The sequence below is a fragment of the Marinomonas spartinae genome (genome assembly GCF_900089775.1).
GTDB classification, from domain to species: Bacteria; Pseudomonadota; Gammaproteobacteria; order Pseudomonadales; family Marinomonadaceae; genus Marinomonas; species Marinomonas spartinae.
In genome coordinates this window covers 1-24,995 of the sequence record NZ_FLOB01000004.1, presented here as the reverse complement: position 1 = coordinate 24,995, position 24,995 = coordinate 1, and the positions used below count along the sequence as shown (strand labels likewise).

The 24,995-nt window shown below is 43.6% G+C and carries 31 protein-coding genes; 9 read left to right on the top strand and 22 right to left on the bottom strand.

Features of this window, described 5'->3' with window-relative positions:
* The 4 genes from MSP8886_RS10130 to MSP8886_RS10115 all read left to right on the top strand — a co-directional run bounded on the left by MSP8886_RS10130 (window position 1) and on the right by MSP8886_RS10115 (window position 3,758).
* Entirely contained in the window at window positions 1-1,119 is a 1,119-nt protein-coding gene (locus MSP8886_RS10130) for an ABC transporter substrate-binding protein (protein WP_083200901.1), read from the top strand.
* 71 nt (window positions 1,120-1,190) lie between these two features.
* Window positions 1,191-1,997 (top strand): inositol monophosphatase family protein, encoded by an 807-nt coding sequence (locus MSP8886_RS22460; RefSeq protein WP_067015975.1) that lies wholly within the window; start codon window positions 1,191-1,193, stop codon window positions 1,995-1,997.
* Window positions 1,998-2,039: 42 nt separating this feature from the next.
* The gene (locus MSP8886_RS22455; protein ID WP_067015972.1) at window positions 2,040-2,696 is read left to right on the top strand and encodes a dual specificity protein phosphatase family protein; all 657 of its coding nucleotides are present in this window, start codon (window positions 2,040-2,042) and stop codon (window positions 2,694-2,696) included.
* 39 nt (window positions 2,697-2,735) lie between these two features.
* Window positions 2,736-3,758, top strand: a complete 1,023-nt coding sequence (locus MSP8886_RS10115; protein WP_067015969.1) for a LacI family DNA-binding transcriptional regulator — start codon at window positions 2,736-2,738, stop codon at window positions 3,756-3,758.
* Between the two features lie 114 nt (window positions 3,759-3,872).
* Here the strand turns inward: MSP8886_RS10115 and MSP8886_RS10110 are convergent, their stop codons facing one another.
* Both MSP8886_RS10110 and MSP8886_RS10105 read right to left on the bottom strand, forming a co-directional pair.
* Window positions 3,873-4,613 carry a class I SAM-dependent methyltransferase gene (locus tag MSP8886_RS10110; RefSeq protein ID WP_067015966.1) on the bottom strand — a complete coding sequence of 247 codons (741 nt, stop codon included), beginning with the start codon at window positions 4,611-4,613 and terminating at the stop codon, window positions 3,873-3,875.
* Window positions 4,614-4,711: 98 nt separating this feature from the next.
* Window positions 4,712-5,338 (bottom strand): HAD family hydrolase, encoded by a 627-nt coding sequence (locus MSP8886_RS10105; RefSeq protein ID WP_245659072.1) that lies wholly within the window; start codon window positions 5,336-5,338, stop codon window positions 4,712-4,714.
* A 136-nt stretch (window positions 5,339-5,474) separates the two neighbouring features.
* On the opposite strand from MSP8886_RS10105, the gene MSP8886_RS10100 reads away from it, so the two are divergent.
* From MSP8886_RS10100 to MSP8886_RS10090, 3 genes are all read left to right on the top strand, one after another.
* Window positions 5,475-6,500, top strand: coding sequence for a TAXI family TRAP transporter solute-binding subunit (locus MSP8886_RS10100; RefSeq protein ID WP_067015963.1), 1,026 nt, complete (start codon window positions 5,475-5,477; stop codon window positions 6,498-6,500).
* 160 nt (window positions 6,501-6,660) lie between these two features.
* On the top strand, window positions 6,661-8,808 hold the full coding sequence (locus tag MSP8886_RS10095) for a TRAP transporter permease (protein ID WP_067015960.1): 2,148 nt from the start codon (window positions 6,661-6,663) through the stop codon (window positions 8,806-8,808).
* Between the two features lie 299 nt (window positions 8,809-9,107).
* The gene (locus MSP8886_RS10090) at window positions 9,108-9,803 is read left to right on the top strand and encodes a 2'-5' RNA ligase family protein (RefSeq protein WP_067015957.1); all 696 of its coding nucleotides are present in this window, start codon (window positions 9,108-9,110) and stop codon (window positions 9,801-9,803) included.
* A gap of 149 nt (window positions 9,804-9,952) precedes the next feature.
* Here MSP8886_RS10090 and MSP8886_RS10085 read toward each other — a convergent pair whose 3' ends face one another.
* From MSP8886_RS10085 to MSP8886_RS10070, 4 genes are all read right to left on the bottom strand, one after another.
* Window positions 9,953-10,702 (bottom strand): carbon-nitrogen hydrolase family protein, encoded by a 750-nt coding sequence (locus MSP8886_RS10085; protein ID WP_067015954.1) that lies wholly within the window; start codon window positions 10,700-10,702, stop codon window positions 9,953-9,955.
* A 9-nt stretch (window positions 10,703-10,711) separates the two neighbouring features.
* Window positions 10,712-11,713 (bottom strand): porphobilinogen synthase, encoded by a 1,002-nt coding sequence (hemB, locus tag MSP8886_RS10080; RefSeq protein WP_067015951.1) that lies wholly within the window; start codon window positions 11,711-11,713, stop codon window positions 10,712-10,714.
* Between the two features lie 114 nt (window positions 11,714-11,827).
* A complete protein-coding gene (locus MSP8886_RS10075; protein WP_067015948.1) occupies window positions 11,828-12,544 on the bottom strand; it encodes an SDR family oxidoreductase in 717 nt (238 codons plus the stop codon).
* A 26-nt stretch (window positions 12,545-12,570) separates the two neighbouring features.
* Window positions 12,571-13,230 carry an NADPH-dependent FMN reductase gene (locus MSP8886_RS10070; protein WP_067015945.1) on the bottom strand — a complete coding sequence of 220 codons (660 nt, stop codon included), beginning with the start codon at window positions 13,228-13,230 and terminating at the stop codon, window positions 12,571-12,573.
* A gap of 227 nt (window positions 13,231-13,457) precedes the next feature.
* Here MSP8886_RS10070 and MSP8886_RS10065 point away from each other — a divergent pair, with 227 nt between their 5' ends.
* Entirely contained in the window at window positions 13,458-14,519 is a 1,062-nt protein-coding gene (locus MSP8886_RS10065) for a TQO small subunit DoxD (protein WP_067015942.1), read from the top strand.
* Between the two features lie 30 nt (window positions 14,520-14,549).
* Here the strand turns inward: MSP8886_RS10065 and MSP8886_RS10060 are convergent, their stop codons facing one another.
* The 4 genes from MSP8886_RS10060 to MSP8886_RS10045 all read right to left on the bottom strand — a co-directional run bounded on the left by MSP8886_RS10060 (window position 14,550) and on the right by MSP8886_RS10045 (window position 16,664).
* Window positions 14,550-15,008, bottom strand: a complete 459-nt coding sequence (locus tag MSP8886_RS10060; RefSeq protein ID WP_083200923.1) for a GNAT family N-acetyltransferase — start codon at window positions 15,006-15,008, stop codon at window positions 14,550-14,552.
* A 280-nt stretch (window positions 15,009-15,288) separates the two neighbouring features.
* Window positions 15,289-15,759: a Dps family protein gene (locus tag MSP8886_RS10055; RefSeq protein WP_067015936.1), complete on the bottom strand. Its 471-nt coding sequence runs from the start codon at window positions 15,757-15,759 to the stop codon at window positions 15,289-15,291.
* A 218-nt stretch (window positions 15,760-15,977) separates the two neighbouring features.
* The gene (locus tag MSP8886_RS10050) at window positions 15,978-16,373 is read right to left on the bottom strand and encodes a DUF3465 domain-containing protein (RefSeq protein WP_067015933.1); all 396 of its coding nucleotides are present in this window, start codon (window positions 16,371-16,373) and stop codon (window positions 15,978-15,980) included.
* A 99-nt stretch (window positions 16,374-16,472) separates the two neighbouring features.
* A complete protein-coding gene (locus MSP8886_RS10045) occupies window positions 16,473-16,664 on the bottom strand; it encodes a DUF3185 family protein (RefSeq protein WP_067015930.1) in 192 nt (63 codons plus the stop codon).
* Between the two features lie 171 nt (window positions 16,665-16,835).
* Between MSP8886_RS10045 and MSP8886_RS10040 the strand changes: the two genes are divergently transcribed.
* Window positions 16,836-17,207 (top strand): glutathione S-transferase N-terminal domain-containing protein, encoded by a 372-nt coding sequence (locus MSP8886_RS10040; protein ID WP_067015927.1) that lies wholly within the window; start codon window positions 16,836-16,838, stop codon window positions 17,205-17,207.
* Window positions 17,208-17,279: 72 nt separating this feature from the next.
* Here MSP8886_RS10040 and MSP8886_RS10035 read toward each other — a convergent pair whose 3' ends face one another.
* From MSP8886_RS10035 to MSP8886_RS09980, 12 genes are all read right to left on the bottom strand, one after another.
* Complete coding sequence (locus MSP8886_RS10035; RefSeq protein ID WP_067015924.1) at window positions 17,280-18,188, bottom strand: NAD-dependent epimerase/dehydratase family protein; 909 nt, start codon at window positions 18,186-18,188, stop codon at window positions 17,280-17,282.
* Between the two features lie 19 nt (window positions 18,189-18,207).
* A complete protein-coding gene (locus MSP8886_RS10030; RefSeq protein ID WP_067016606.1) occupies window positions 18,208-18,912 on the bottom strand; it encodes a pseudouridine synthase in 705 nt (234 codons plus the stop codon).
* Window positions 18,913-19,178: 266 nt separating this feature from the next.
* On the bottom strand, window positions 19,179-20,093 hold the full coding sequence (locus MSP8886_RS10025; protein WP_067015921.1) for a hypothetical protein: 915 nt from the start codon (window positions 20,091-20,093) through the stop codon (window positions 19,179-19,181).
* A gap of 143 nt (window positions 20,094-20,236) precedes the next feature.
* Window positions 20,237-20,728: a GNAT family N-acetyltransferase gene (locus MSP8886_RS10020; protein WP_217491128.1), complete on the bottom strand. Its 492-nt coding sequence runs from the start codon at window positions 20,726-20,728 to the stop codon at window positions 20,237-20,239.
* A 117-nt stretch (window positions 20,729-20,845) separates the two neighbouring features.
* Window positions 20,846-21,145: a type II toxin-antitoxin system RelE/ParE family toxin gene (locus MSP8886_RS10015; RefSeq protein WP_067015915.1), complete on the bottom strand. Its 300-nt coding sequence runs from the start codon at window positions 21,143-21,145 to the stop codon at window positions 20,846-20,848.
* The gene (locus MSP8886_RS10010) at window positions 21,146-21,415 is read right to left on the bottom strand and encodes a type II toxin-antitoxin system Phd/YefM family antitoxin (protein ID WP_067015912.1); all 270 of its coding nucleotides are present in this window, start codon (window positions 21,413-21,415) and stop codon (window positions 21,146-21,148) included. It lies immediately after the preceding gene.
* A gap of 56 nt (window positions 21,416-21,471) precedes the next feature.
* On the bottom strand, window positions 21,472-21,939 hold the full coding sequence (locus MSP8886_RS10005; protein WP_067015895.1) for a hypothetical protein: 468 nt from the start codon (window positions 21,937-21,939) through the stop codon (window positions 21,472-21,474).
* Window positions 21,940-22,007: 68 nt separating this feature from the next.
* Entirely contained in the window at window positions 22,008-22,499 is a 492-nt protein-coding gene (locus MSP8886_RS10000) for a GNAT family N-acetyltransferase (protein WP_067015892.1), read from the bottom strand.
* Window positions 22,500-22,580: 81 nt separating this feature from the next.
* On the bottom strand, window positions 22,581-23,129 hold the full coding sequence (locus MSP8886_RS09995) for a DUF6624 domain-containing protein (protein WP_067015889.1): 549 nt from the start codon (window positions 23,127-23,129) through the stop codon (window positions 22,581-22,583).
* Window positions 23,130-23,247: 118 nt separating this feature from the next.
* Window positions 23,248-23,796 (bottom strand): hypothetical protein, encoded by a 549-nt coding sequence (locus tag MSP8886_RS09990; RefSeq protein WP_067015886.1) that lies wholly within the window; start codon window positions 23,794-23,796, stop codon window positions 23,248-23,250.
* Window positions 23,797-23,842: 46 nt separating this feature from the next.
* A complete protein-coding gene (locus MSP8886_RS09985) occupies window positions 23,843-24,496 on the bottom strand; it encodes a hypothetical protein (RefSeq protein WP_067015883.1) in 654 nt (217 codons plus the stop codon).
* Window positions 24,497-24,626: 130 nt separating this feature from the next.
* The gene (locus MSP8886_RS09980) at window positions 24,627-24,857 is read right to left on the bottom strand and encodes a hypothetical protein (protein WP_083200899.1); all 231 of its coding nucleotides are present in this window, start codon (window positions 24,855-24,857) and stop codon (window positions 24,627-24,629) included.
* Between the last annotated feature and the right edge of the window lie 138 nt (window positions 24,858-24,995).

Below are 24,995 nucleotides of genomic sequence, written 5' to 3'. Positions count from 1 at the left end.
ATGAAATTATCAACAAAAAACGCAATAACTGCCGTAGCTGGCTGCCTATTATCAGTATCTTCTTTATCCGCATTTGCTGCTGATTCATTTGACTTACAAGCCTTGGTCAAAGCAGCCAAACAAGAGCCCCCTCTAATCGTGTATGCCTCAACAGGGAAGATTGTTAAACAAGCCAAAGCGTTTGACAAAAAGTATGGTCTTCATGCCACTGGGGTCAAAGCGAAGGCGCCACAGATTTTGGAAATCGTCTCCCGTGAAGCCAGAGCTCATAACGTCAAAACTGGCGTCATATTATTAGAGGATGCACCGGCGGGCATCGAACAGCTACTCTCTAAAGGCTATGTAGAAAGCTGGGTACCACCCGATCTGGCAAAGCACATTCCTGCTAACTATCAACATCCTCTAACCGTGGTTCTTGCTCCCAACGTCTGGGCGTACAATACTAAACTGTATAAAACCTGCCCAATCACTAACATATGGCAATTAACCGAACCTAAGTGGCACGGTAAAGTCGCTATGCAAGATCCATTAGGCAAACCCGCTTATACCGACTGGTTTAACCAAATGGCGACCCATCATGACAAGGCCGTAGCTGCTGCCTACCAGGCAGAATTTGGTAAGCCATTAAAAACCGACGAGAGCAGTGCGACAGCCGCGTTTGTTAAAGCGCTAGCAGAAAATGGCCCCCTATTAACCAGCTCCGACACCGCTGCCGCTGCGGCCATTGGTGCACCAGATGTCACCAACAGTTTTGTGGGCTTAATCAGTACCGCTAAGTTTCGTAAAAACAAAGATGGAATGAAACTTGGCTTATGTAAAAACATGGTTCCTTTTAGTGGCTGGAGTTATCCAACCTTAGGACTGATTGTCAAAGGGTCTCATAGCCCAAATGCCGCCAAGCTGTTTATCCATTATGTAATGACAGCGCAAGGCATCGCACCACAAAGTATCGATGGCAAAATGTCGACCAACCAAACCGTTCGCTTACCCAAAAACGAACCATCCGGCGTTGGTAAGGTACGTAATCAAATCATGGGGTATGAGGCTTCTAGTGCCAATTCGGACTGGCAAAGTCGCCAGGATTGGCAAGACCTTTGGAGTTTGAACTACCGCAAATAACCATTTGATGAGAGTGGGGAACCTCCCTCCTCACTCTCTTGATTCTAGACGTAATTAAGGACGAAAACTAAATGGTAGACGATATAACAACACGGGAATCCGCGTTAAAAAGCATCATCCAAAAAGCAGGTAATTTGGCTCTACAACACTTTAGAAGCCGCCGACAAGGAGATTTCACCCTAAAAGGCCAACAAGACTTTTTAACGGAAGCGGACGCCTTAGTAGAAGAGTACATTCGTGATGCCCTGTTCTGCCAATTCCCACACGACGGACTGTTGGGAGAAGAAACGGGAGGCTCTATTGATACGCCATCATTATGGGTCGTCGACCCCATTGACGGCACCGCCAATTTTGCCCGAGGTATTGAGCACTTTTGCGTATCTATTGCATTCGTTCATCGAGGTGTTACCCACCTAGGTGCCATCTATAACCCCGCCAGCAATGAACTTTATCTCGCTCGGCGCGGTCGCTATGTCACCAAAAATGATCAACCTTTGCGAGTCTCAAGCATGCAAAGTATGACAAGCGCTACCATCGAACTAGGCTGGTCTAATCGTATTTCAACACAAACGTTTCTCGAAATAACCAATTCCCTACTTCAAGCGGGGGTCAATATTCGCCGTGGTGCTTCTGGCGCCCTCGCCCTTGCTTGGGTTGCCGAAGGTCGAACGGACGGATACGTAGAACAACATATGGCAGCTTGGGACTGCTTGGCGGGACTGCTCATGGTGGAAGAAGCAGGTGGACGAATTGGCAAATTCCCAGAAAACCATGAAGAGATTGCTAAGGGTGGCCCCATTATTGCGGTTACCGGTGCACTGGCCAACGATATTGCCAAAGCGAGCCATATCGAACTAAACAATACAGCAGCGCTTTAAGTTACCGTTAGAGCGACTCAAAAAAACAGCTAGAGATTAAGTATGACAACACCAGACAATACATCAGATAGAAAACAAAAGCCTCAAGCACCTCGCTACCCACGCCCACCGATTAGCTTAATTGAAAGCAATATCCCAGGCTGGGGGATTGATGTCTATATTGGTGGTTCAACGGGGGTAGCTGATCCCCTATTACTCGAAAAACATAATATTAAAGTCGTGCTTAACTGTGCCGTCAATCTAGACATCAACATGGTGCACTATACAGAAGACAACATTCCAGCGCATTTGCATCAATATGGCTCCAGTCAGGTGCGTTACTATAAAGTCGGCTTAATTGATGGACCGGGTAATCCAGACACCCTGATGTTAGCGGCGTATTACTTAATGCGCTCGTCTTTACAACAAGAACTGCCGGTTAAACCCTCCTACAAGGTCCGAGAAAAAGGCAATATTTTGGTTAACTGTCGTGGCGGCCGGAGTCGCTCCGTCACAGTTGTCGCCTTGTTTTTGCATTTAGAAATGCCGGAACGCTACCCAACCCTAGAGGCGGCTATCGAACACATCCGTGATAAGCGAGAACTCCACCCAGATGAGTGGTATGAGACACCTAAACCAGAACTCATTCACTTAGCTGAGCGTGCTGTCAAGATGGAAAAGTTACTCAGAGAGGTCGATTTTGATGCCGATGGCGAATAACCTAAACAGTATAATCAAACATAATAACGGTTAACTTGTATGTCTGTGAAGAATATTGCCAATGCGACACAAGTCGCCAAGTTAGCGGGCGTATCCCGCTCTGCGGTCTCTCGCACCTTCACTCCGGGGGCCAGCGTGTCTGCGGCAACTCGGGAGCGGGTGTTAAAAGCAGCGAAAGAGTTGAACTATCATGTCAATCATTTAGCCAGGGGCCTATCCCATGAACGCAGCCGTCCTGTCTGTATTTTAGGAGCGGACTTAAAAGCGCCCTATCAGGCTAGCTTATTGAATGCGATAACAAAACGCCTACAAGAGGTGGGTCGGGCGGTCATGGTGATTAACAGTTTCGGTGACCAAGAAAGCTCCGAGGCCGCCATTCGACAAACCCTAAATTATCGAGCCTCCGCGACCATTGTTCTATCAGGCACCCCACCTGCCTCATTAATCGAAACCTGCCTACAGGCAGGACAGCACGTTATATTGGTCAATCGTGAGGGGCAATTCGAAGGCCCAGATCATATTACGGTTAATGTTCAATCTAGCATTATCAAAGCCCATCAATTAATGTCTGAGGCAGGCTGTCAAAACTTTGCCGTCGTCTCATCGACAATACAATCGCCCAGTTTGGTTAAACGAGAGAACGTCTTTATTCAAGCGACAAAAGACTCAGGACAAGCTTGCGAATTACGACGTGATGGCCCCACCAGTTATGAAACGGGAGCTAAGTCTGCCAGACAATTGTTGTCTAGGGAGACCCCAATAGACGCTGTATTTTGTGTCACGGATTTGATCGCCTGTGGGTTTATGGACGTTGCCCGTCACGAATTCGGACTGCGGATCCCTGAGGACTTGTGCATACTGGGCTTCGATAACATCGAACAAGCTGGCTGGTACGGTTACCAATTAACCACCTTTTCACAGCCACTTAGTGAAATAGCCGACGCCATTAGCGAATTATTAGAAAGTGCGTTAGACAACCATCGCAAAGCGGAAACCCGCGCCTTCGATGCTCCCTTAACGTGGCGTAATAGTATCCGTCATCGAAAAAGCACTCATAGCTAGCCAGAACTCATAACGAACCAGAGTTCAAAGTGCTTTTACGACGATGTCCCACTTAACCAACAATATGTTCAAAAACTTAAAGGCTGTCTCAATTAGGTTATATAGATTTGCCCGTTATTTAATTTTTCCCGCTTTAACAAAGAAAGGCAAGGTGATACGTTTCTTTTGGGTTGGGTTTTGCCAGACGGTGGATAGAATCTGGTTAGCCTCCACCAAGAAATCATCGCCTTTGTCTTGAATACGTAATTGTGATGCCGTCCAAGTGCGCATAAAATCCATGGTTTGAGACATGGTCCAATTACACTGTAAATCAAACGAAGGGGTTTCGATGGGCTCATAGGGGAAACGAATGTCTTTATACTGATCCCAAAGTAAACGACTTTCTTGTGGCCAATAAGAAGTAAGATGAGGCAGCACATGCTGAGCAATCACTTCATCTTCCTGCTCTCCGACTCGGAGCCAGTTATATCCCCAACAAACGAATAATCCACCGGGTTTCATTACCCTCTTCACTTCTTGCCAGAATGCCTCAAGATGAAACCAATGCAGAGCATGACCAACACAAATCGCATCAAAATAGTTATCCGGATAATGGGTTTTTTCAGAAGGAAATACCTGATAATTGACTTTACGATGAGGGGTGGCCTCAGCAATTTGCGACTCACTGATATCCGAGGCCTCCACACGATTAAAATACGCAGCAAGATCAATAGCGGCTTGCCCAGTGCCGCAGGCCGAATCCCAGACTACATCTGTAGCCTTAACCTGTTGAGATAACCAATAGTACAATTCCGCAGGGTACGTCGGTCGAGAACGAGAATAAATACCAGAAGATCGTCCATCAAAAGTTCGCATAAAAACACCCAATTAAAGTTATTATTTTACCCTACACCAGACGACTTGCTCCAGAAATAAAGGGAAGAGATGTGCTTAGACTGTCAATAGCATAATATTTATTGCTTCAATAATACATTATAGAAACTCAAAATCGATTTCGCCTCTTCAACGCCTCGAGCTAAATGTGCTTGTATACCTAAAGCATTCGCGGCATCAACGTTTATCTGATTATCATCCACAAATATTATGCTTTCAGGCGGGACTTGTAACGCATTTAAAACATGCTGATAAAGACTAGGCTCAGGCTTCACTTTGCCAATCAAGTGAGAAGCAAAATAGCTATGAAAATGCCCAGCTAACCCCATCTCATTCATCAGCCTTGGCCAATGGGCTGCATTCGTATTCGATAAAATTGCCCTGTGATAATGTGGCTTAACCGAATCAACCAGAGCAAGTGCCCCATCGAACAATTGCTTAGGCCACGCTTTAAAACACGCCTTAAAAGCCTCTTTATCCATTTCCGTACCGACTTCTGTAGGGAGCCGCTCGGCAAACTCATCGAAAGAAATTTCACCAGAATCAAACGCCGCAACGGCTGGAGATTTCAGCCATTTTAACCACACCTCTGTTATGTCCCCTTGAGTATTCAGCATAGTATACATCTGCTCGATACTACCAAGATCCACAAGAACATTCCCCAAATCAAACATCACTACATTTATATCTTGATTTTTAACCAACAAACGTCATACCCTCTTTAAAGAAATCGAAAACAATACGCAAAAAAACCAACAAATAAAACAGGTTACTAATTTGGCTACCTTCCATAAAATTAGTAATAGATTAATCGATTCAACGCTTTAATTGGAGAATAATAAGATGAAATTAGCCTTCGCATCAAAAGCCCTATTAACAGCGTCCGCTCTCGCTACGCTCACCTTCGGTGCCATGAACGCCGCTGCGGCCAACAAAGACTACATACTTGCCACAGCATCAACGGGCGGAACTTATTACCCTGTCGGCGTGGCAATTGCCACGTTGAGTAAAGTGAAACTCGAACCCAAATTTCACTTTTCCTTGTCCGCTATCAGTTCCGCTGGCTCAGGTGAAAACATCAAGCTGATGGGAGAAAACCAAGCTCAGTTTGGTATTTTACAAGGCTTATATGGTGCTTGGGCATGGAACGGTGAAGGTCCATACAAAAAAATCGGCAAACAAAAAGAACTTCGCTCAGTCACGATGCTGTGGCAGAACGTTGAGCATTTTGTTCTAAGAAGCAACCTAACCAAAACAGGTACGGTTAGCGATTTAAAAAGCCTTGAAAATACCAATCATAAGTTTTCGATTGGTAGCAAAAACTCCGGTACAGAAGGGTCTGGCCGTCAACTTTTAAAAGGGCTTGGTATCGATCCAGATAAATTCAGTCTGGCATATATGGGCTATGGCTCCAGTGCGGATGCCATCCAAAATGGCAACATTGATGGCATGAACACCCCGGCGGGTGTGCCAGTAAGCGCCGTCACCCGTCTATTTGCCTCTGTGGGTGATAAAGTGACCGTGCTTGATTTCACTGACAAACAGATGAAAGAAGCCAATGGGCACTATAACTTATGGACGCGCTACATCATTCCAGCAAACACCTACCCAAGCCAAAGCAAACCGATCAAGACCATTGCTCAACCTAACTTTTTGGCAACACGAGCGGATGTATCGGAAGAGGATATCTACAATCTAACCAAAGCCTTGTATGAAAATTTAGCTTATCTTAGCGCCATCCATAAAGCGACCAAGGTCATGGCGATAGAGAAAGCCATTGCAGGCTTACCAGTTCCATTACATCCAGGAGCTGCTCGCTACTATCGTGAGCAAGGCATTAAGATCCCGGCTGAACTCATTGCGGATTAGTAAGCGCCTTGGCGCTAGAGCCAGAGCAAAATGACAAATACACACTGTCTAAGTTAGGCAGTGTGTATTTACCAGAGAGCCCCCTACAATCTTTTATAAGCATAAATGGAAGAATGCTAAACAAAGACCAGATTCTGTTTGCAACAAAGGTAACTGTTTTATGTCTGTTTCCTCTAACGCCAGCTCACCAACCCCCTCATCACCTGACAATGAAATCAATTTAGACGATTTTGAAACCCAACACCGTTCAGGCCATTGGCTTAATCGTGTTGTTTTTACGTTAAGCATTTTTCTCGCCGTAGCGCACGTGTACATCAACACCATAGGTACCCTACCTGAACTCTGGGTATCTTCCTTTCATTTTGCTGGTTTTGGTGCCTTGTGTGCCTTATTAGTGCCCGCTCGCCCCAAATGGCGAGATAGCAAGCTGGCTCTTTTTTTCGACACCTTGATGGTACTGGCCTTGATTGGCATGGTGCTCTATATCGTGTTTTTTGAAGATGCCCTTTACGCCCGAGGAGTTACCTTCGATACGGGCGACTGGATCGTTTCTAGTATTTCAATATTGATGGTATTAGAGCTCATTCGACGTACCAGCGGCTGGTTTATTCCTTTATTAATTCTGGTCGCTCTCACCTATGTCGTTTGGTGGGGTAAATGGCTGGGAGGCCCTTTTTCGTTTCCAGGACTCAGCGTTGAAACGCTATTATATCGCAGTTTCTTTAGTGCCGATGGCATGTTTGGCCCAATCTCGCGGATATCATGGAGCTTCGTCTTTATGTTTATCCTGTTCGGTGCCTTTCTTGTCAAATCAGGGGCTGGAGACTTCATTATCGATCTATCTCGCTCTTTGGCTAGTAAAATGATTGGCGGCCCTGGCTTTGTGGCGGTATTAGGCTCTGGTCTAATGGGCTCGGTATCGGGCTCCTCTGTTGCCAATACTGTCTCCACTGGCGTCATCACCATTCCTTTGATGCGAAAGGCGGGCTTTCCTGCACGCTTTGCTGCGGGCATCGAAGCCGCCGCCTCGACAGGTGGACAGCTGATGCCTCCAGTGATGGGAGCAGGTGCCTTTATTATGGCCTCTTACACTCAAGTGCCCTATGTCACCATTATTGGTGTTGCTGCCATTCCTGCCCTACTCTACTTTTTATCAGTGGGCTTTTTCGTGCGAGTTGAAGCTAAACGTAGCAAAGTAACCAGCACCTCAGACGTTGGTATACCTGTATCCCAAGTGTTTAAAGAAGGCTGGCATCATATCGTTCCCCTTGGCGTATTAGTCGCCCTGTTAATAAAAGGCTATACACCGACCTACGCTGCAGGGTTGGGCATTCTTGCGGTGATTGCCGCCTCTTGGTTATCCAAAACACACCGCATGGGGCCAATACGTATTCTTGATGCCATGGCACAAGGTGCCAAAAACATGTCTACAACGGCCGTATTACTAATAGGCATTGGCTTGGTGGTCAACGTCATTAGCACCACAGGTGTCGGTAATACCTTCTCTCTCCTCATCTCAGACTGGGCTGGTGGTAGCTTGTTATTAACCATCATATTAGTCGCCATCGCGTCTTTAGTACTAGGGATGGGCTTACCCGTTACCGCATCCTATATTGTACTGGGCACACTGTCTGCGCCCGCTATCTTTAACTTGATCGCCCAAAGCCAGCTATTAGAAATGATGAGCAACGGCACCTTACCGCAAGCCGCCCATGCGGTCTTTATGCTGGTGGATCCGACATCGATCAGCAAACTGACTGAAGGCATGCCGATGGATCAAGCCTCTGCGTTATTAGCGCAAGTCCCTGCAGACTTTAAGGGCATGCTGATGGATCAAGCACTCGGTGCCAATACCGTCGCAATGACGCTGTTAACGGCTCACATGATCATTTTCTGGTTATCACAAGACAGTAATGTCACGCCACCTGTCTGTTTGACCGCCTTTGCCGCCGCAGCCATTGCCAAAACACCGCCTATGCGGACGGGGATAACCGCTTGGAAACTAGCGAAAGGTTTGTATATCGTGCCGCTTTTGATGGCCTATACTCCATTAATTGGCGGCGATACAGAAACACTCATCAGGCTAACGATCTTTGCTATCTTCGGCATGTACGCTCTCGTTGCTGCGATGGAAGGCTATTTGGAAGACAGGCTGTCGATTCCCACTAGAGTATTAGCACTTATTGCCTCTATTCTAATGCTTTGGCCGCATTTCTCACTTTGGTTACAACTCATTGGTCTCGTTATTTTTCTGGCCTTGTTTGTCATGGGGAATAAGACCTACGCCAAAAACAATGCGCCCGCCTAACGTGATTTAAACTTCCCTCTCTACGCAACCCTCTTTTGATGACTTATCAAAAGAGGGTTGTCTTTAAGAATAATGGCATTACTGTTTGCTAACGTCATCCAGTCTTCATCATAATAGTGTTTACTAATAAAAAGCGTTCTTCATTCCATGAAGGGAAGGTACGAACAAGCCCTCTTGCCTCGGCAGTTGCTCCGGCACTACCTCAATGACCTACATCCATGTAGGTAGTATAGGAGCTTAGACAGCTTATTTGCACCGTCCCAAGATTGGCGCCTATCTATTCACTACAAGGAATCGACATGTTTAAAAACAAGCACATTATGAAACGAGCACTGGGACACATCGCTCTGATCGGGGCCGTCAGCTTATCCACCAGCGCTTTCGCAGACAGCATCAGTATGGATGTCTTTGCAATCCCCTCTAAACCCATTACAGAACTAGTCAAGCACACCAGTGACACCTTGAAAAAAGGAGGCATCACCACCTTTTACGAAAAAGGCATGCCTGTACATGCCACACTCTACCTGACCAATTTTCCAAAAGATGCGAAATCCGCTATCGAAAAAGCCGTTAAGCAGATAGCCACACAGTATCGCCCTTTTCCGATTAAAGCGAATGGACTGACGGTCACGAAAGGCAACTGGGCCTTTATCAATCTAGATGACTCAAGCAAACTTCAACGTCTTGCAGACGAAGTGACCCTCGCTATTGAACCATTGCGAGATAAGCATGCGCCTCTACCAGGCTGGGTAAAAAACTACCCTAACAAGCTTGCTGCGTTCCAACGCTATGGCAGCCCGAACGTTTTCCAAAACTTCCAGCCCCATTTAACTCTACTAGCGAACGAAAAAAGCCCAAAACTGGCCAGTTTCAATATAAAAATGAAGAAACATCCGCCAGAAGCCCAAGGGGAAATTGTGGGTATTGGTATCGGTATTGCCGATGAATGGGGTCAACAAAAAGAAATCATCGCTCGCTACTATTTTAAAAAATAGCAGACAGCTAAGCCAAGAACAGATCATTGATTGAGCGTTTGTTCTTGGCTTGACTCAACCTCTAACAGAAAAATTCACTTAACAATCCATACTCAAATAGAGTCAGGATTAGAAACAAAACATCTTTTGTATTTTGTACACTTTCTTTATTAGGCGATAACATAGCCTGTTATCTCACTCGTATTAAGCGTACACAAAAGCAAACAAGCTTCTTTACTATGAGATGAAACAGCCAGCTGACCAGACGAATCCCAAGCGGCATTGTGACCAAATGTCTGCCAACCACCCGTTTGAGAAATATGATTTGAGAGCATAACAGGCATCTGATACTGAGCCGCAATGTGAGACAAAATCTTAGCATCCGCTTCATAGCCTGATTCTGAAATCAATGCACTAGCGACATACAGATCCGCCAATTTTTCAGCCGCCCTCGCAGGGTGACGAGCATCCGAAAAATCCGCACAAATCCCTAAGGCCACTCGATAATTCCCAACTAAGAACACATAATCCTTAGTGCCAATAGAACAATATTGATCTTCTCCATCGTGCAAATACTGCTTAGCGTAATGCTCAATCCGACCATCAGGAAAACAAATCACAGCACCGATGGCTGGCTTATCCTTTTCCACCGCGCAAGGGCAGCCTGCGATCACAATAATATTGTTCTCGATAGACGCTTTAGATAACACAGCAAACTCCGGTGCATGAGCATGGAAAGCAAGACCAGCAGCCAACTCTAGCTCATATCCTGTCAGTGATAATTCAGGAAACACCACCAAATCTGCACCGATCGCCGCAGACCTAGCGATAGCGAAAAGGTGTGTTGTAAGGTTTTCATCAACCGCGCCTTTAACAACAGGAATTTGTGCCAAACTGACGGTTATAGACTGGGAACTCATCGCTTTCCTCTATTTTACAAGTCGATCCGTTGCCAGCCATTGTGCAACCTGTTTAGCATAGTAGCTAACAATAAACTCCGCCCCGGCTCGCTTAAAGCCCACTAGGGTTTCAAATACCGTTTGCTGCTCATCCAGCGCACCCGCTAACGCAGCAAACTTAATACCCGCGTATTCACCACCCACTTGATAAGCGGCCAATGGAAGATGTGTTTCTCGGCGTAAATTGGCTAAAACATCCAAATAAGGGGTTCCTGGTTTCACCATCAGAACGTCCGCGCCTTCTTGCTCATCCAGTAAGGCTTCTTGCAACGCCTGACGACCATTAGCGCAATCCAATTGGTATGACTTTCTATCACCATTCAATTCACTTTCAACCGCTTCACGAAACGGTCCGTAAAAAGACGATGCAAATTTCGCGGAATGGGCCAAAATGCCCACTTGCTTAAAGCCAGCGTCGTCCAGACCTTGGCGAATGGCCAACACTTGACCGTCCATCATAGCCGAAGGCGCTAACATATCAGCTCCTGCCCTAGCTGCCGTAATGCATTGCTTCACTAAGTTTTTGACGCTTTCATCGTTATCCACATCACCATGATGCACCACACCACAATGACCGTGATCTGTGTATTCGCAAAAGCAAATATCTGGAATCACAATCATCTCAGGACACGCTTCTTTTATGGTCAAAATCATCCGCGCCAGTAAGCCGCCATCATCCCAAGTATCACTGCCTATCGCATCTTTTTTATGACTAATACCAAACGGCATCACATAGCGGATGCCTAAAGCAAACAAGTCTTTTGTTTCTTGAGCCAAAGCGCTTTCTGGCAAACGTTCTATGCCTGGCAACTTAGTAAGTGGAATGGCTTTATCAATGCTCTCTTCGATAAAAAGAGGATAAATCAGATCATTGAGAGAAAAATCATGCTCTTTAACCAAGTCACGCATGGCTTGTGTCCCCCGAAGGCGACGCAAGCGACGTAAAGGACCAGCAGATGTTGAAGATGACATAATCTATTTCCTTCTAATAAAACGTTAAAATACAAAGAGTAATGTAAAGAAGATTACACCCAAGCCATTACCCTCAGCTATAAAGAGACGGGGCTTCCTCAGAATAAGCACATTTCATCTGCCACCTAGACTTCCTCCACCGTCCACCGCAAGAACTTGTCCCGTAATAAAACTCGCCTCTTCTGATAAAAGAAAGCAAACGACAGAAGCCACTTCTTTCGGCTGGCCAAGCCGACGCATTGGAATACTGGAAATCGCCGCCATTTCAGAGGCACTACCGACAGAATGTGCCTGACGAAATAGCTCAGTCTCAGTCGGACCAGGTGCGACAGCATTCACTGTGATACCATACTCTGCGAACTCTAGCGCCCATGTTTGAGTGCAACCAACCAAGGCACTTTTTGCTGCTGAATACGCAGTTCTATTTCGAGAACCATAGATTGCTCGGCTGCAAACATTCACAATGCGACCAAATTTTCCCCACTTCATTTGCTCTATAAAAAACTGAGTTACCTGAACGGCGCTTCTAACATTCAAATCAAAGACCTTTTCTAACGCTGATAGGTCCACCGACTCTAAAGACTGTGGTATGGCAATGCCCACATTATTCACAATACCGATGATCTGAAATTCTTGATCTATCTTGTACAAAACATGTTCTACCTGCGTAACGTCTGTTAAATCACAGGCCAATAGTGTTCCCGGAAAGTCTATGTCTTTAATGTGCCGAGCCAAACCAATAACATGATGGCCGTCATCAGCTAATCTCTTGGCTATAGCAAAGCCAATTCCTTTTGATGCACCCGTTACCAAAAAAGCCAACTTTTTCATTTAAAACACCTCTCGCTATAAAGCCATTAAGGCGCATTCCGTTGTGAGGGATCAGCCAAAAAGCTCTCAATCATCTTATGAGGATCGACTTGTGCTCGATGATCCGCCGTTGCTTGTGCCCACCATACTAATTGTTGAAACGTACGAGCAAAGTAGCCAAACCACGCTGATCGATTAACAGCGTCCTTTGTCTCACCATCTTCCTCAAAAACCTCCTGTGCTTGTGGTACATGGATCATTGAAGAAACCGGCAAACAGCCCAGTTCAGAAAGAAAAGTTCGCATACCAATGGCCGCACGCATACCGCCCCACTGACCCGCTGAATAAGTCACAATGGCACTGGGCTTATAAGAGAACAAAGAACTACCAAAATGATTAAGTAAGTTGGCAAGTGCCGGGCTCATTGAATGGTTATATTCTGGGCTCACCATGACATAGCCATCCGCCCATTCTATCTTCTGAGCCAATTCTTCTAACTGCTTCGGGACTTTGCTCTTTGAATAAGAAAAATGCGGTTTAAAAACAGGCTCTAACGCATAATCCAGCGCATCAACTAACTCGATTTCATGCTCAGGAAAATGTGTTTTAAAACAAGCAATACACGATTTCGCCACACGCTCACCCAAGCGAGCAGGTCGTGGAGGTGTACTGTCCCTTACCGAGCCAAGAAAAATTAAAAACTTCATATTGACCTCACCCTGATTAAAGAATATTTTAGAATAACTTAATATCAATTAGCTATATATTTAGATAACTAAGCCGAACCACTCGTAAAAGCAGTAAACCACAAACAATATCACTGTTTTTATAGTGCTTATTTTGATCTTAATTATTAAGAACTATTAAAAAATACAGTTCAACAGCCTTTATCCTATTCGATCAAATGATAACTTCTTATAAATGGAGTCTTTTAATGCAAGTTAATCAAGAAAAAAATGATAGCAATATGTTGCTATCTCCCATATTTTGGCAAATAGCAGGTGTCATGGCACTTGCTATTCGACTCGTCTCCGGTTGGATATATTGGGGCGGTGCCAGCCGCCGTTTGATTTATGACCCAGTAAAATTAGACCCAACATCCCATGCTTATTTAGCGAATAAACTGGTTCATGCCGCTCCTGGTGTAGCCTTTGACCTGACGGGGGTGATGCATTGGTTACTGGCCCATGGCACTCTACTTCATACCGCAATCATCTTCTTCACACTGGTCGAGCTTGTCGTTGGTATCGGATTAATTATTGGTTTTGCAACACGACTCATGTCATTCATTAGCATTGGCTTAGCTTGTACTCTAATGATCATTTTTGGCTGGATGGGCACCACATGTCTAGATGAATGGACAATGGCTGCTCTTGGCTTTGCCACCGCATCCGTTACTCTCATTACTGGTGGTGGTAAATACGCGGTTGATCAGCTCTTTCAGAAGCATATCGAGAATAGAAGCTGGGCTTGCTGGTTAACCAGTGGCCCTTTGCCATTGTCTATCGACCAATTGAAAAAGTTCTCAATTGTGATGGGGAGTTTATCTATTCTGTTTACTGTCGGCTTCTACGGTTATAATTATGGTGCTATTGTTACCCCACTGGGTAAACGCATTGACAGTGCCCACCATACAATAACCCTATTCCAAGCAACACTCAAAGACAGTCATCTGGATGTGAACACCTACATTAATACGGGGCCAGATACACAAGGTGCTTATATTACACAAGTAAATTTAGTCCAAAATGGCACGATACTAACCTCTTATCAAGCAACTCAATTAAAAGACCCAAACATCGTGACCATTAAAAACCCATTTGCTCCTTGGTCTAGCTGTAAAGCCATGGCTTTCGCAGTACGCTGCCAACTAGGCTCAAAAGCCACTTGGTCATTGGCTCTGCCAAAAGGCATCGAAGTCAGTGCAACGCAACCAGCCTATTTACAATTTATTAATGTGGAAGGAAAAGTGTTTAAAACCACTGTTCAGCAATAATCCTAACCTCTCTATAGAAAAAGTGAGAAACTAATCCTTTCTCACTTTTTTAAAATAGCGCTTGTACTGAGTGTTTTCGAGATACCCCAATTTTTCGTATAACGATTGAGCGACACGATTATCAAGCGATGTTTCTAGCTCAACGCCTTTGGAATGCGTCTGCACCGCATAGTCGTCCACTTTAGCCATCAACAAAGTACCTACCCCTAAACCACGGGCATCGCTTGTCACATACAAATCATTCAAGATCCAATATTTTTGCAAAGACACCGAGCTAAACCCTTTATACAAGGTCGCAAAGCCGAATAGCTGACCCTCCTTTATTGCCAGTAAAAACGTCGCATCATTATTAGTCAAACAATCTGTTATCCACTTTTTAGATTCCTCAAGGCCCGCCGTACTATCCAAGCTGACAGAAAGTTGTCTGTAGTCGTGAAACAGAGGTAATAAGAGATCGACATCGGATAACTTAGCGCTTCTTAACTCCATATTTCCTTTATCCACCATTTTATATTCTCGCCCTAATACAAACGCCTCTTCGCTAGCCCGTGTAACTTCAAGCTAATTTGGCAAAGTAAAATAACCATCTCCTAGAATTAGCTCCAGGGGACAAAGGCGCTTAACTCTCTTGATAATAGGCAAGCACTTTCTCGGCGTGCTTTTCAGACAATACTTCGATATTTGTCACTTAACCCATTCTATTCACACAAAAAAGCCAGCGAAAAACAAGTCGCTGGCTTTGAGTGTAAATTTAGAAGTGCTATAGAGATTAAGCTTGGGTCGCTCTTAGCATCCACGCTGTTTTTTCGTGCGATCGCATACGATCGGACACCAATGATGCAGAGGATTCATCATCCGCTTCTTGTGCGACTTTTAAGACCTTACGCGCAGTTTTCACCACCTGCTCATGACCCTTAGTTAACAATTTCACCATATCCGATGAGCTCGGTATGCCATCAACTTCTTTCACAGAACTTAATTCAGCGAAGGCTTTGTATGTGCCTGGAGCAACAACATCCAGGGTACGAATCCGTTCCGCAATATCATCCACCGCTAACGCTAGCTCTTGATATTGCTCTTCAAACATTAGGTGCAGTTCACGGAACTGAGGGCCAGTAACATTCCAGTGAAAATTATGGGTTTGAAGGTACAAAGTATAAGAATCCGCTAATAGGCACTTTAGTCCTTCTGAAATTTCGGATCTATTTTCTCTATTAATACCAATATCAATGTCTGTCATGTTATTACCTCCTCTTTAGAATACTGATCAACCAAGCGATCAATCAGCGGTGAGCCTTACAAACATACAGCGAACCAATACAAAATTCACTGACCATTATCAGCTTCACTCCAAGTATTCCTCTATATTGTTACAGAAAAAAAGAGCCGTCTGAAACCACCTAAAACTTATAAAATAAGGAGATAATAAGGGAACGTCTATAAACCCTAATCAATTCACTACTGATAAGTACGGCCATTGTGCTTAAGCCAACCATTCACATGACGATGATGAGGGTCGCGATGGGTCCAATGCAGTACGCCACCTTTGCGATTCCATTCATATTCACCATAGAACTCAACCGTATCGCCCTTTTTCAAATCCATAATTTTGGGGGCTAAATCAATGTTATGTGCTACTAACAGAGTCTGACCACTGGGAAGTTTCAGAATGAAGCGTTGGTGTTTTATCCCTTTGGTATCGTCTTTCAGTATACGCACCACTCGCCCCGTCCCCTCCACTTGAAGGTCACTCTGATGAGACTCAAAGGCCTGCTGTACACGACTATCATCTGCTAACGAAAGTGCTGGCAACCAACTGACAAAACATACCAGCAAAATAAAAATAAATTTCACACATTCCCCCTGCTATATTTTATAGACAAACACACATCAAGCGGATATTAAGGGTTACATTTCTATTCTAATCCTACCCTCGCATTATCGAATGCTTTTTCAACGCATTCTAGACAGACCAAATAAAATACAGATGGCGCCACCAACCATACCTGCCCACGCCTTCATCGGCGTATCACCACTTAATGCACGAGCCACTTGAGAGGTGGCAGCATCATAAATGTTATACCCCCATACCGCTAAAGCAGCACCAGCAACAATCAAAATCAGTCCAATAATTTTATTATTCATGTATGTACTCCAATAAATTTAAAGCCTCAGTGTGAGACCTAGCCATCATGACACAAATAATGTGAAGACTTAAAAACATTTGCTTCTAGCACTTAAATAATCACCACTTTACCGCTAGAATGGCCAAAATTTAGCCTTCCATATTGATCAGACAACAAGCGAGTCATCTCCATGAAAATAGTTATCAACTTAATCCGTAATCTATTGGGCTACATCATTATTGCCCTTGACCTTGTTACCCGAGGCGCTAAGAAAAAACGTCCGCCCGAACAGCAACAAGAAGTGAGTGATGAATTAAAACACTTTGCGCTCTATCAGTTCGCGGCCTGCCCATTTTGTACTAAAACCCGCAGAGCGATGTACAAGTTGAACCTCCCTATCGAAAAGCGCAATGCCCCAGAAGGCTCAAAGCACCGTCAAGAATTACTTGAAGGAGGCGGTAAAGTGAAAGTGCCATGCTTACGTATTGAAAAAGAGGGAACGGTAGAATGGATGTACGAATCCTCTGAGATTATTCGCTATTTAGAAAAGCGCTTTGCCTAACCTTATTATTCAGGCTGACCTTCTTCAAGGCACGGTGTCTAGCAATAGACGCCATGCTTTGTCCTACCCGTTCTACTCTTCGGGCACACTCACGTATTGACGCCAATTATGCTGTTCTTTAAACCCCAGCACATCGCGAATTTTACGATTCGAAAACAAGGCTTCGTGCTCTCCCATTTCTCGAGTGAATGGCACGCCAGGAAAAAATCGTTCGGCTAACTCTTTTGTTGGGATAATCGCCCCATTATGATCATTACCCGCATTAAACACCTGAAAACCTAAGCCGTCTTTTTGCAAACACAAATCCACAATTTGCCCGAGGTCGCGAGCATCTATATAGCAAAACGCGTTTCGGCGGCGCACTTCAGGGTGTTTAAAATAATGCGGAAACAGTTCCGCGTATTCATGGGGCTCAATCACATTACCAATGCGCAGTGCGTAAATATCAAAACCTGAACGGCTCTGGAAGCTACGAGCCGTTTTCTCATTCACCACCTTAGACAACCCATAACTGTCCATAGGATCAACATCATAATCCTCCTCTAACGGCAAATAATGCGGGTCGGTTTGACCATCCGAAAAGCAAAGACCATAGGTTGTTTCTGACGAAGCAATCACCACTTTTTTAATACCCAACTTCACGGCGGCTTCGATGACGTTATAAGTCCCCATGGTGTTAACCCGAAAAGTTTCATTATCAGGGTGAATTAAAATACGTGGGATAGCGGCGAAATGCACGACGGCATCAAATTTTGGCACACCGAGACCGGGGTCCAGCTCATCAAATCCCGCATAAGCGCTCAATGCATTGAACATTTGCCCAGAGTCCGTAATATCAGCAATCAAATTATCCACTCCTGGATGATCCAAAGGCACCAAGTCTACATTCAGCACTCGATGGCCCTGTTCGAGAAGGTAGGGGATAACATGCTTTCCTGCTTTTCCCGATCCACCAGTAAATAATATGCGCTTTGTAGTCATAAGCTAACCTCCATGAATTCTAATTATTGTTGAAAGACTCTACTTCATTCTTAGATAAATAACGCCATTGCCCAACATCTAGGTCAAGGCAAACTTCGCCGATTTGTTCACGATGCAAGCCAACCACACGATTCCCTACGGCAGCGAACATACGTTTTACCTGATGAAACTTGCCTTCGGTGATGGTTAACAGTACTTCTTTTGGAGTAATAATGTCTAATTTGGAAGGACGAGTTAACCCCAGCTCACCTTGCAGTTGTAAGCCTTGTTTAAACTGAGTGACAAGGTCGCTACTCCGTTCTGCAGGAATGGCTTGGGACAATTGAACTCGATAGACTTTGCGGCAATCACTGCTCGGTAGAGTAATATGAAAAGACCAACGCCCATCATCCGTGATCAGAACCAAGCCCGTCGTATCCGCATCCAAGCGCCCTGCTATATGAAGTTCTGAGACCTTATCAATCTCTAAATAATTGAACAAAGACGGGTAAACTTCATCGATATTGGAACACACCGTACCCGCTGGTTTATGCATCAAGATATAACGAAAGTCCCGTGCTTTCAGCCTAGCGCCATGCAACAGTACGGTATTGTTTTCATGGACCTGAACCGCTTCATTCATCGTCACTTCGCCGTTAACACTCAACTCACCAGAGTGAATACATTGAATCGCTTCCTTTCGGGTTAGCTCGGTACTTTTACAAACAAATTTATCAAGGCGCATAGCAGGCAACGTTAACGGATGAAAGAGCCAGACATTATCCTTTCTAACTGACTGTTATCAACCTAACCAAAACCTTAATGCGTTAACTTTTTTTTAAAAAACGTATTCGTGTAACTTCATCTTCCTAATCTATGGTAATGACTTGATTGCGTAGAGCCTTAGCATAATGATTTTTCTGCGTTTAAGGTGATGTTGGCATTTCTAACGCCCGCGTAATGGGATGGTTTGTAGCGCCATCGGAGAACCAGTCCCAATTGACGCGATTGTTATATTTTTCCCCACATAAAGTGTTGAGATGCTATAAACGCGATACTTCCCGCATAGATTGAATATGATATCCCATCAGTCACTGGCGCCGATTCTATACCATGAAAATCGGGGGAATAAAGCTCTCGAAAACGACCAATATCCCCTTTTACTCGATAGAACTTCTGCCCAAGGTTGGGAATGTCACGAATTTCAAACATTTCAAGAGAGTTTTCTTTGATTGCCTGCTCCAGTTCACTTTCAAGATTTTCCAATATCTCGCGCTTGCTTTCATGTAACTGTATATATTCTTTCAATACACTTAATGTATCTTTAAAAACCTCAGCCTCTTTATTACTAGGTATTCTTGTATAAATCTCTTTAACACTATCCCAGAATACTGTTGATAAGTTTATATACTCTTCAGGTGTACTAGGGGCTCTCTCCTTCTTCAGAAAAGAGAAAATAGATTTTTCAGGTTGAGTGTTTTCGTAATGAGATACATCGTCTTTTATAAACTTGAGAGATCTAACCCTACTAGTGAGATTAAGTCCGGTTTGATAAGTTAGTTCATGATCATAAGCCTCCCTTACTACCGTTATTGCATTGTGGAAACAATGCCGAAGGTATGGGTGTCCAATGCTTGAATTATCATATCTGTCTAGAGTCTCACCTATTTCTGTACTGGCCTTTAACGCAGGATAAGATAGCGACTTAACAATTTTTTCGAATTCACCATTCACTTTACTCAACAGCCTAACGTATTTTTGGCTGGATTCCGTTAGTGCAACATTGGAAGTGAGTTGCAAATGATCTTCAGATATTCTTTGCATCTGCTTAGCTGTTGAAAGGGAAGATTTAACCGCATGTCTATAAGCTAGAAAAGCGACAATAAGACTAAATAGTGCAATCAACTCAGATATCTTAATTTCCACAGATTCTCCCTACTGCAATGAAAATATAACGCCCGCTTAGGTGGTGAGCAACGCTACCTCGACACTAAATTATTGCACCGTAAACACAAAAGCAAAATCAAACCAAAACAGCCATACGTTGCAAATCCGTCTTGATGCGTTTGTTATGTAACAATATTTTCGATGCAATAAATATGATCAGCATACAGTTTCCCACCAATTTCGTAGGCATTCGGTACTACGGTTTTGAGAAAAAAACCACATTTGACAAGTACTTTCTCTGAACCAACATTGCCCTCTGTGACTACTGCACTAAATTCCGTAATAGCTTGTTCATTGGAAGCCCAGTTGATTAATGCCTTCAATGATTCTGTACCAAACCCAAGACCATGGTATTGAGGGAGAATTAAATACCCAACGTTTGCAACGCCATCGATAAGTTGAAAGCCGGTGATTCCAATTTTTTCACCAGTTTCCCGTACAGTCATTGTAAGGCATAGCCAATTTTCTGAAGTTTTAGACCACATAGGAAGCCTTGATTCAAATTTTTCTTTTATTTCAAAAGCCGATGGTTCATCGAAACATAAGCTAATAACAGCAGGATCACGATATAAAGACTCAAATAATTCCCAATCGTTGTCCGCAATTTGAGTCATTTTCAGTCTATCCGTAAATATTTCCATGCTCGATTTTTCATTGTTACATAACGCTCGCCATCACCAGTGACAAAGCCGCAGCGAAGCGGAGGTTTTGGCATCCGGTGCATGGCCTAGTTATGTTTCGTTTTCTGGCAATTCGAGCTGTCTCTCACTTCGCCAGACTCGTATGAGCACAAGCTCTTTAATCTGCCTGAGGTAGACAACCCGAAATGGCGCGTGAACCAATTCGCGAATATGATCCAGGTTGAACTCCGGAACAACTCGACCAGCATCAGGGTAGATTTGAAGCATTCCACAATGCTCCAAGATAGCAGCCACGAAATCATCACCGATATGTGGCACATCCTGCTCTCTGTAATACTCCTGAATTGCCTGTAAGTCCTCAAGAGCGGACTGTGCGATGCGTAATTCCATCTACTTAATGCCCAACGTTTTCTTGGCGTCCTCCAGCGATACCGTATTGCCCTCGCGAACATCCATAAGTCCCTGCGCCACCGCCTTTACAAACCGCAATTCCTCTGCGGTTTTCTCATAATCCTCAAGCCCCAGAACAACAGCTACACCGCGACCACGACTGGTAAGCAGGATTGGGCGATGCGTATCCTGAGCTCGACCAACCACCTTTCCGGGATTGATCTTCAGGTCTGAGAGAGGAATGACATCCTCGGAAAATTTCACTTGCATAGTGATCACCTAGCCAACGATTTGGTGCCATTAATAGCACCAGTTAACAAGTGCTGTCAAGAACCAACGCTTGCACTCAAGTCCGTATAAACCTTTTCCCATATTTCATACAAAACATTCAGATTATTACCAGCAGAGAAAAGTCTTGCTTGGTCATATGTAAACATTTCTATGTGAAAGTCGTCCGATATACCTTGTACTTTCCCGATAACCATTTTGTTATCGCCATAACTGTCTATTACACCATGAACACACACATCTCGTACCTGAGCGGTTCCCTTTGTGAGTTGAATAATTTCATCTATATCAAGGTTACAGACCATTGCCTGAGGCAAGCACTGTTTAATGTAATCAAGTTTTCGATTTAGGCTAAGTCGCTTTTTACCATTTCCTGTTGAAGATGAAAGAAGAAATACACATTCATCAATTTTCCGTTCTATTGGAGTCCACATGACTGTAAGCAAGCCGATAACCGACAACCATGGTTCTAATAGCTTTTGCTTTTCTGAAGTATCCAAATTCATATTAACTGACTCCGTACGGCTAACATTCCTGCTCACGGGCTTGCCTACGAGTCCCGTGCAACGGTTTATTAAGTACCAGCATTGAACTCGTAGAGGTTCCTAGACATATCATCAAGATATCGAACTAACTTGAAACCAACTCGTTCTAAAATTTTGTTTGATGCTACGTTTTCAGGGTGTGCAAAAGCAACGATTTTGCTGAGCCCAATTACATTCGTAGCATAGCTCGTAGCAAAATTCGCTAACTCACTGGCATAACCTAATCCACTTTTCTCTGGGGCGATATAGTAAATCAGCTCAGGACCCCAATGTGGGTCATCTTCATCGATGACAATACCACCCCACCCAATTACCTGGCCGGTTTTCTTTTCAGTAATCGTCCAACAACTATAACCCAACGTTTTCCATTGCTCAGCAAATCTCTTTATATATAAAGCGCACTTATCATATGAATCAAGGTTCACGCTATACCTCATATGTTCAGAATTATTCATAATCCCGATTAGATGAGGAAGTGCCTCAACTGAAATTTGCCGATACGATAAAAATTGACTTTCCATAAAAGTACTTAATGCCGCAAATCACCGGAATCAAAAAGCAATGCGAAGCGGCTCTTTTGCTGTCCGAGTGAATTTGCTTTGTTAGCCATTATTTTTACGACGATTGGCCACGGTTGTGTTATGTCTTTCTTGAATGCGTCTCGTAGCATCAGAAAGTGACTCAAGCCCTACTTCCTTGCGTAGCGTTTCAACATTTGCAGGCTCTTCAATTGGCAATGGATAGGCAATTCCATTTTCGTCAATATCATGCTGGGTGCCATATATTTGAGGCTTGCCAGACATTGTAAGAACCCTATCTTGAAGGTATGCCAAGCACCATCCCTCTGACTCACCCCGATTTATTGCATCTTGTAATAGGGGTAAGCATTTATCCATGAAATCTGTATCCAGAACCGCATGCTGAATTACTAACCAGGCAGCACTTGAACCTTCTTTGCCGACTAGACTAAAACCCGGCCAACCATATTGGTTGATAATTTCTTTGATGCGTGCATTGTTCTTTTCATGAACTGCTTTCATTCTAGGGTGGTAATCATTGGCTCTCAATTCCCCACTATCAATTAATTCCTGCAAAACTCGTTGATCTTCCTGTTGCATCGACTGCAATTCATTTTTCAATTGCTGGTTCAATTCTACGATTCCTTTGATGGCTAACGCCTTAATAACTGGCGTGTAGATTGGTATTGTTTTTACGGTTTTTTTTTTGCAAAAACGATGACAAGCGTAATACGTCCAGTTGATTAACTTGTTAGATTTTTAATTTGGTAGCACCCCAGTATTTTTTACCTTTTGATGTGATACTCCAACCTAATTTACTCAATTCTTTAGCCGTATATTTATTCATCAATCCATGCCCAAAAACAGCAATATTTCCATGTTGCACTGCTAACTCATGCAACTTTTCAGCTGAACTTTTAGCTCGAACCTTTGCGGCTTTAAAAGATTCTACTTTCCCACTGAAACCTAGCAACCAAAGAATACGATTAATGATAAGCCAAGTATAAGCTTTAAATTCAAACGGAAATTTATGACTTGGAATTTCCATTTCTCGTAACTCTTTAAATTTTAAATCAGGCTCTTTATTTACACATAAACATGCGGAATCAATCGAACGTGGCAAATTACTTCCAACAATAAAATGCGAGCTCAGTGATCCACCAAGTTCTTTGGGTGGAAGGCTACCCTCTTCAATTTTAGATAAATTGTAATTGCTAACCCAATTTTCAAAACCTGCTGCTGACAATTTAGGATTAATTGCACCAGTTGGTTTTCCATGCCTAATTAATATTATTTCCATTTAACTTCCAAATACTCAATATTGCTCACGACTGAAATCTAACGCCTCAATCAGCTGCCGCGTTAGCGGTCGGCTGCATTGTTTTGTTATGTTTATCATCTAAAACATTCATTGGCAGTTCTTGGTAATGATTTACAACCCAGAATGAAACTCCAATAAAAATAACTATTGTTAATAGAGCAAAATATTTGGAAACCCAGTATGCAGGCTCACCGCGCTTTACTCTCCGCCACTCGTTTTTTAATAAAAATTGTGAGGAATAAACAAGCTTGTTAATTTTTTCTTCTATTTCCATGCTGGATTCAGGTATGACATTACTGTCAAACAGTTTGTGAACCTCTTCTAAGCTTTCGACTAAAGCAAGATCGTCTTTGGGGTTAATCCTAAGCAAGATTCTTGTATGAAGTTCCCTTATTTCAGCCACCAAGTTATGGTTGTCGTGTAACGATTTGTCGTACCTTTTCATCATTTCATCATGATTTTGACAAGTTTCCTGATAGTAAATTAGCAATGAAGCCATATGGTCTACTAGCGAAATAAATCTTGATAAATCTTCTCGCAAACTATCGATCCAGATCTGCCTAAACTCGGAAGTCTTTTGATCCTTTGAAGTGACTAGATTGACGAAGGCAAATATGCCAGAAATGAAAGCTGCCAGTACAGCGCCCATAGCAATGAATATTGTAGCGGGAAGTTCCATCTAATCTCCTAAGAAACATAACGCCTTTAGCACCGGCCGAAGCAAGCTGGCGACTTTTTTGGAACAAAAAAGATGACAGCTTGAGAAGGTCCAGCACGAAGTGCGAGGATGCCTAAACTTGTTATGAGTTTCACTGTACGACGCTCCATAGATCATCACCCTGTTCGTCATAAGATCTTTTTTGAATGGTGCTCTCTTTAATTCTGAGGTAGGCCAGTTTTTTTACTACGCCAGAATTTCTAGAGACAACATTCCAATACGCCCAACCATCTTCGATGTATTCATCATCCCAGATTTCAACATCAAGCCTACTATCAGAGATTTCTTTAAAAAATTCAGAGTTTCTAATTAATTCTTCCATGCTCAATTACTCATAACATTTTAATAGTGCGCATGCGCGTTTAGACAATTCCAAAAAGTTCTAATGAACGCCGTAAGTAACTGAATCAAAGTTACTTTACGAAATTACTCACAGAAACTGAAAATGGAAAAACGAGCA

What these genes read in the sequence shown, in the direction of transcription:
- MSP8886_RS10130 (WP_083200901.1), top strand. Translation starts at nt 1, where the DNA reads ATGAAATTATCAACAAAAAACGCAATAACTGCCGTAGCTGGCTGCCTA.
- MSP8886_RS22460 (WP_067015975.1), top strand. Translation starts at nt 1,191, where the DNA reads ATGGTAGACGATATAACAACACGGGAATCCGCGTTAAAAAGCATCATC.
- MSP8886_RS22455 (WP_067015972.1), top strand. Translation starts at nt 2,040, where the DNA reads ATGACAACACCAGACAATACATCAGATAGAAAACAAAAGCCTCAAGCA.
- MSP8886_RS10115 (WP_067015969.1), top strand. Translation starts at nt 2,736, where the DNA reads ATGTCTGTGAAGAATATTGCCAATGCGACACAAGTCGCCAAGTTAGCG.
- MSP8886_RS10110 (WP_067015966.1), bottom strand. Translation starts at nt 4,613, where the DNA reads ATGCGAACTTTTGATGGACGATCTTCTGGTATTTATTCTCGTTCTCGA.
- MSP8886_RS10100 (WP_067015963.1), top strand. Translation starts at nt 5,475, where the DNA reads ATGAAATTAGCCTTCGCATCAAAAGCCCTATTAACAGCGTCCGCTCTC.
- MSP8886_RS10095 (WP_067015960.1), top strand. Translation starts at nt 6,661, where the DNA reads ATGTCTGTTTCCTCTAACGCCAGCTCACCAACCCCCTCATCACCTGAC.
- MSP8886_RS10090 (WP_067015957.1), top strand. Translation starts at nt 9,108, where the DNA reads ATGTTTAAAAACAAGCACATTATGAAACGAGCACTGGGACACATCGCT.
- MSP8886_RS10085 (WP_067015954.1), bottom strand. Translation starts at nt 10,702, where the DNA reads ATGAGTTCCCAGTCTATAACCGTCAGTTTGGCACAAATTCCTGTTGTT.
- hemB (WP_067015951.1), bottom strand. Translation starts at nt 11,713, where the DNA reads ATGTCATCTTCAACATCTGCTGGTCCTTTACGTCGCTTGCGTCGCCTT.
- MSP8886_RS10075 (WP_067015948.1), bottom strand. Translation starts at nt 12,544, where the DNA reads ATGAAAAAGTTGGCTTTTTTGGTAACGGGTGCATCAAAAGGAATTGGC.
- MSP8886_RS10070 (WP_067015945.1), bottom strand. Translation starts at nt 13,230, where the DNA reads ATGAAGTTTTTAATTTTTCTTGGCTCGGTAAGGGACAGTACACCTCCA.
- MSP8886_RS10065 (WP_067015942.1), top strand. Translation starts at nt 13,458, where the DNA reads ATGCAAGTTAATCAAGAAAAAAATGATAGCAATATGTTGCTATCTCCC.
- MSP8886_RS10060 (WP_083200923.1), bottom strand. Translation starts at nt 15,008, where the DNA reads ATGGAGTTAAGAAGCGCTAAGTTATCCGATGTCGATCTCTTATTACCT.
- MSP8886_RS10055 (WP_067015936.1), bottom strand. Translation starts at nt 15,759, where the DNA reads ATGACAGACATTGATATTGGTATTAATAGAGAAAATAGATCCGAAATT.
- MSP8886_RS10045 (WP_067015930.1), bottom strand. Translation starts at nt 16,664, where the DNA reads ATGAATAATAAAATTATTGGACTGATTTTGATTGTTGCTGGTGCTGCT.
- MSP8886_RS10040 (WP_067015927.1), top strand. Translation starts at nt 16,836, where the DNA reads ATGAAAATAGTTATCAACTTAATCCGTAATCTATTGGGCTACATCATT.
- MSP8886_RS10035 (WP_067015924.1), bottom strand. Translation starts at nt 18,188, where the DNA reads ATGACTACAAAGCGCATATTATTTACTGGTGGATCGGGAAAAGCAGGA.
- MSP8886_RS10030 (WP_067016606.1), bottom strand. Translation starts at nt 18,912, where the DNA reads ATGCGCCTTGATAAATTTGTTTGTAAAAGTACCGAGCTAACCCGAAAG.
- MSP8886_RS10020 (WP_217491128.1), bottom strand. Translation starts at nt 20,728, where the DNA reads ATGACTCAAATTGCGGACAACGATTGGGAATTATTTGAGTCTTTATAT.
- MSP8886_RS10015 (WP_067015915.1), bottom strand. Translation starts at nt 21,145, where the DNA reads ATGGAATTACGCATCGCACAGTCCGCTCTTGAGGACTTACAGGCAATT.
- MSP8886_RS10010 (WP_067015912.1), bottom strand. Translation starts at nt 21,415, where the DNA reads ATGCAAGTGAAATTTTCCGAGGATGTCATTCCTCTCTCAGACCTGAAG.
- MSP8886_RS10005 (WP_067015895.1), bottom strand. Translation starts at nt 21,939, where the DNA reads ATGAATTTGGATACTTCAGAAAAGCAAAAGCTATTAGAACCATGGTTG.
- MSP8886_RS10000 (WP_067015892.1), bottom strand. Translation starts at nt 22,499, where the DNA reads ATGGAAAGTCAATTTTTATCGTATCGGCAAATTTCAGTTGAGGCACTT.
- MSP8886_RS09990 (WP_067015886.1), bottom strand. Translation starts at nt 23,796, where the DNA reads ATGGAAATAATATTAATTAGGCATGGAAAACCAACTGGTGCAATTAAT.
- MSP8886_RS09985 (WP_067015883.1), bottom strand. Translation starts at nt 24,496, where the DNA reads ATGGAACTTCCCGCTACAATATTCATTGCTATGGGCGCTGTACTGGCA.
- MSP8886_RS09980 (WP_083200899.1), bottom strand. Translation starts at nt 24,857, where the DNA reads ATGGAAGAATTAATTAGAAACTCTGAATTTTTTAAAGAAATCTCTGAT.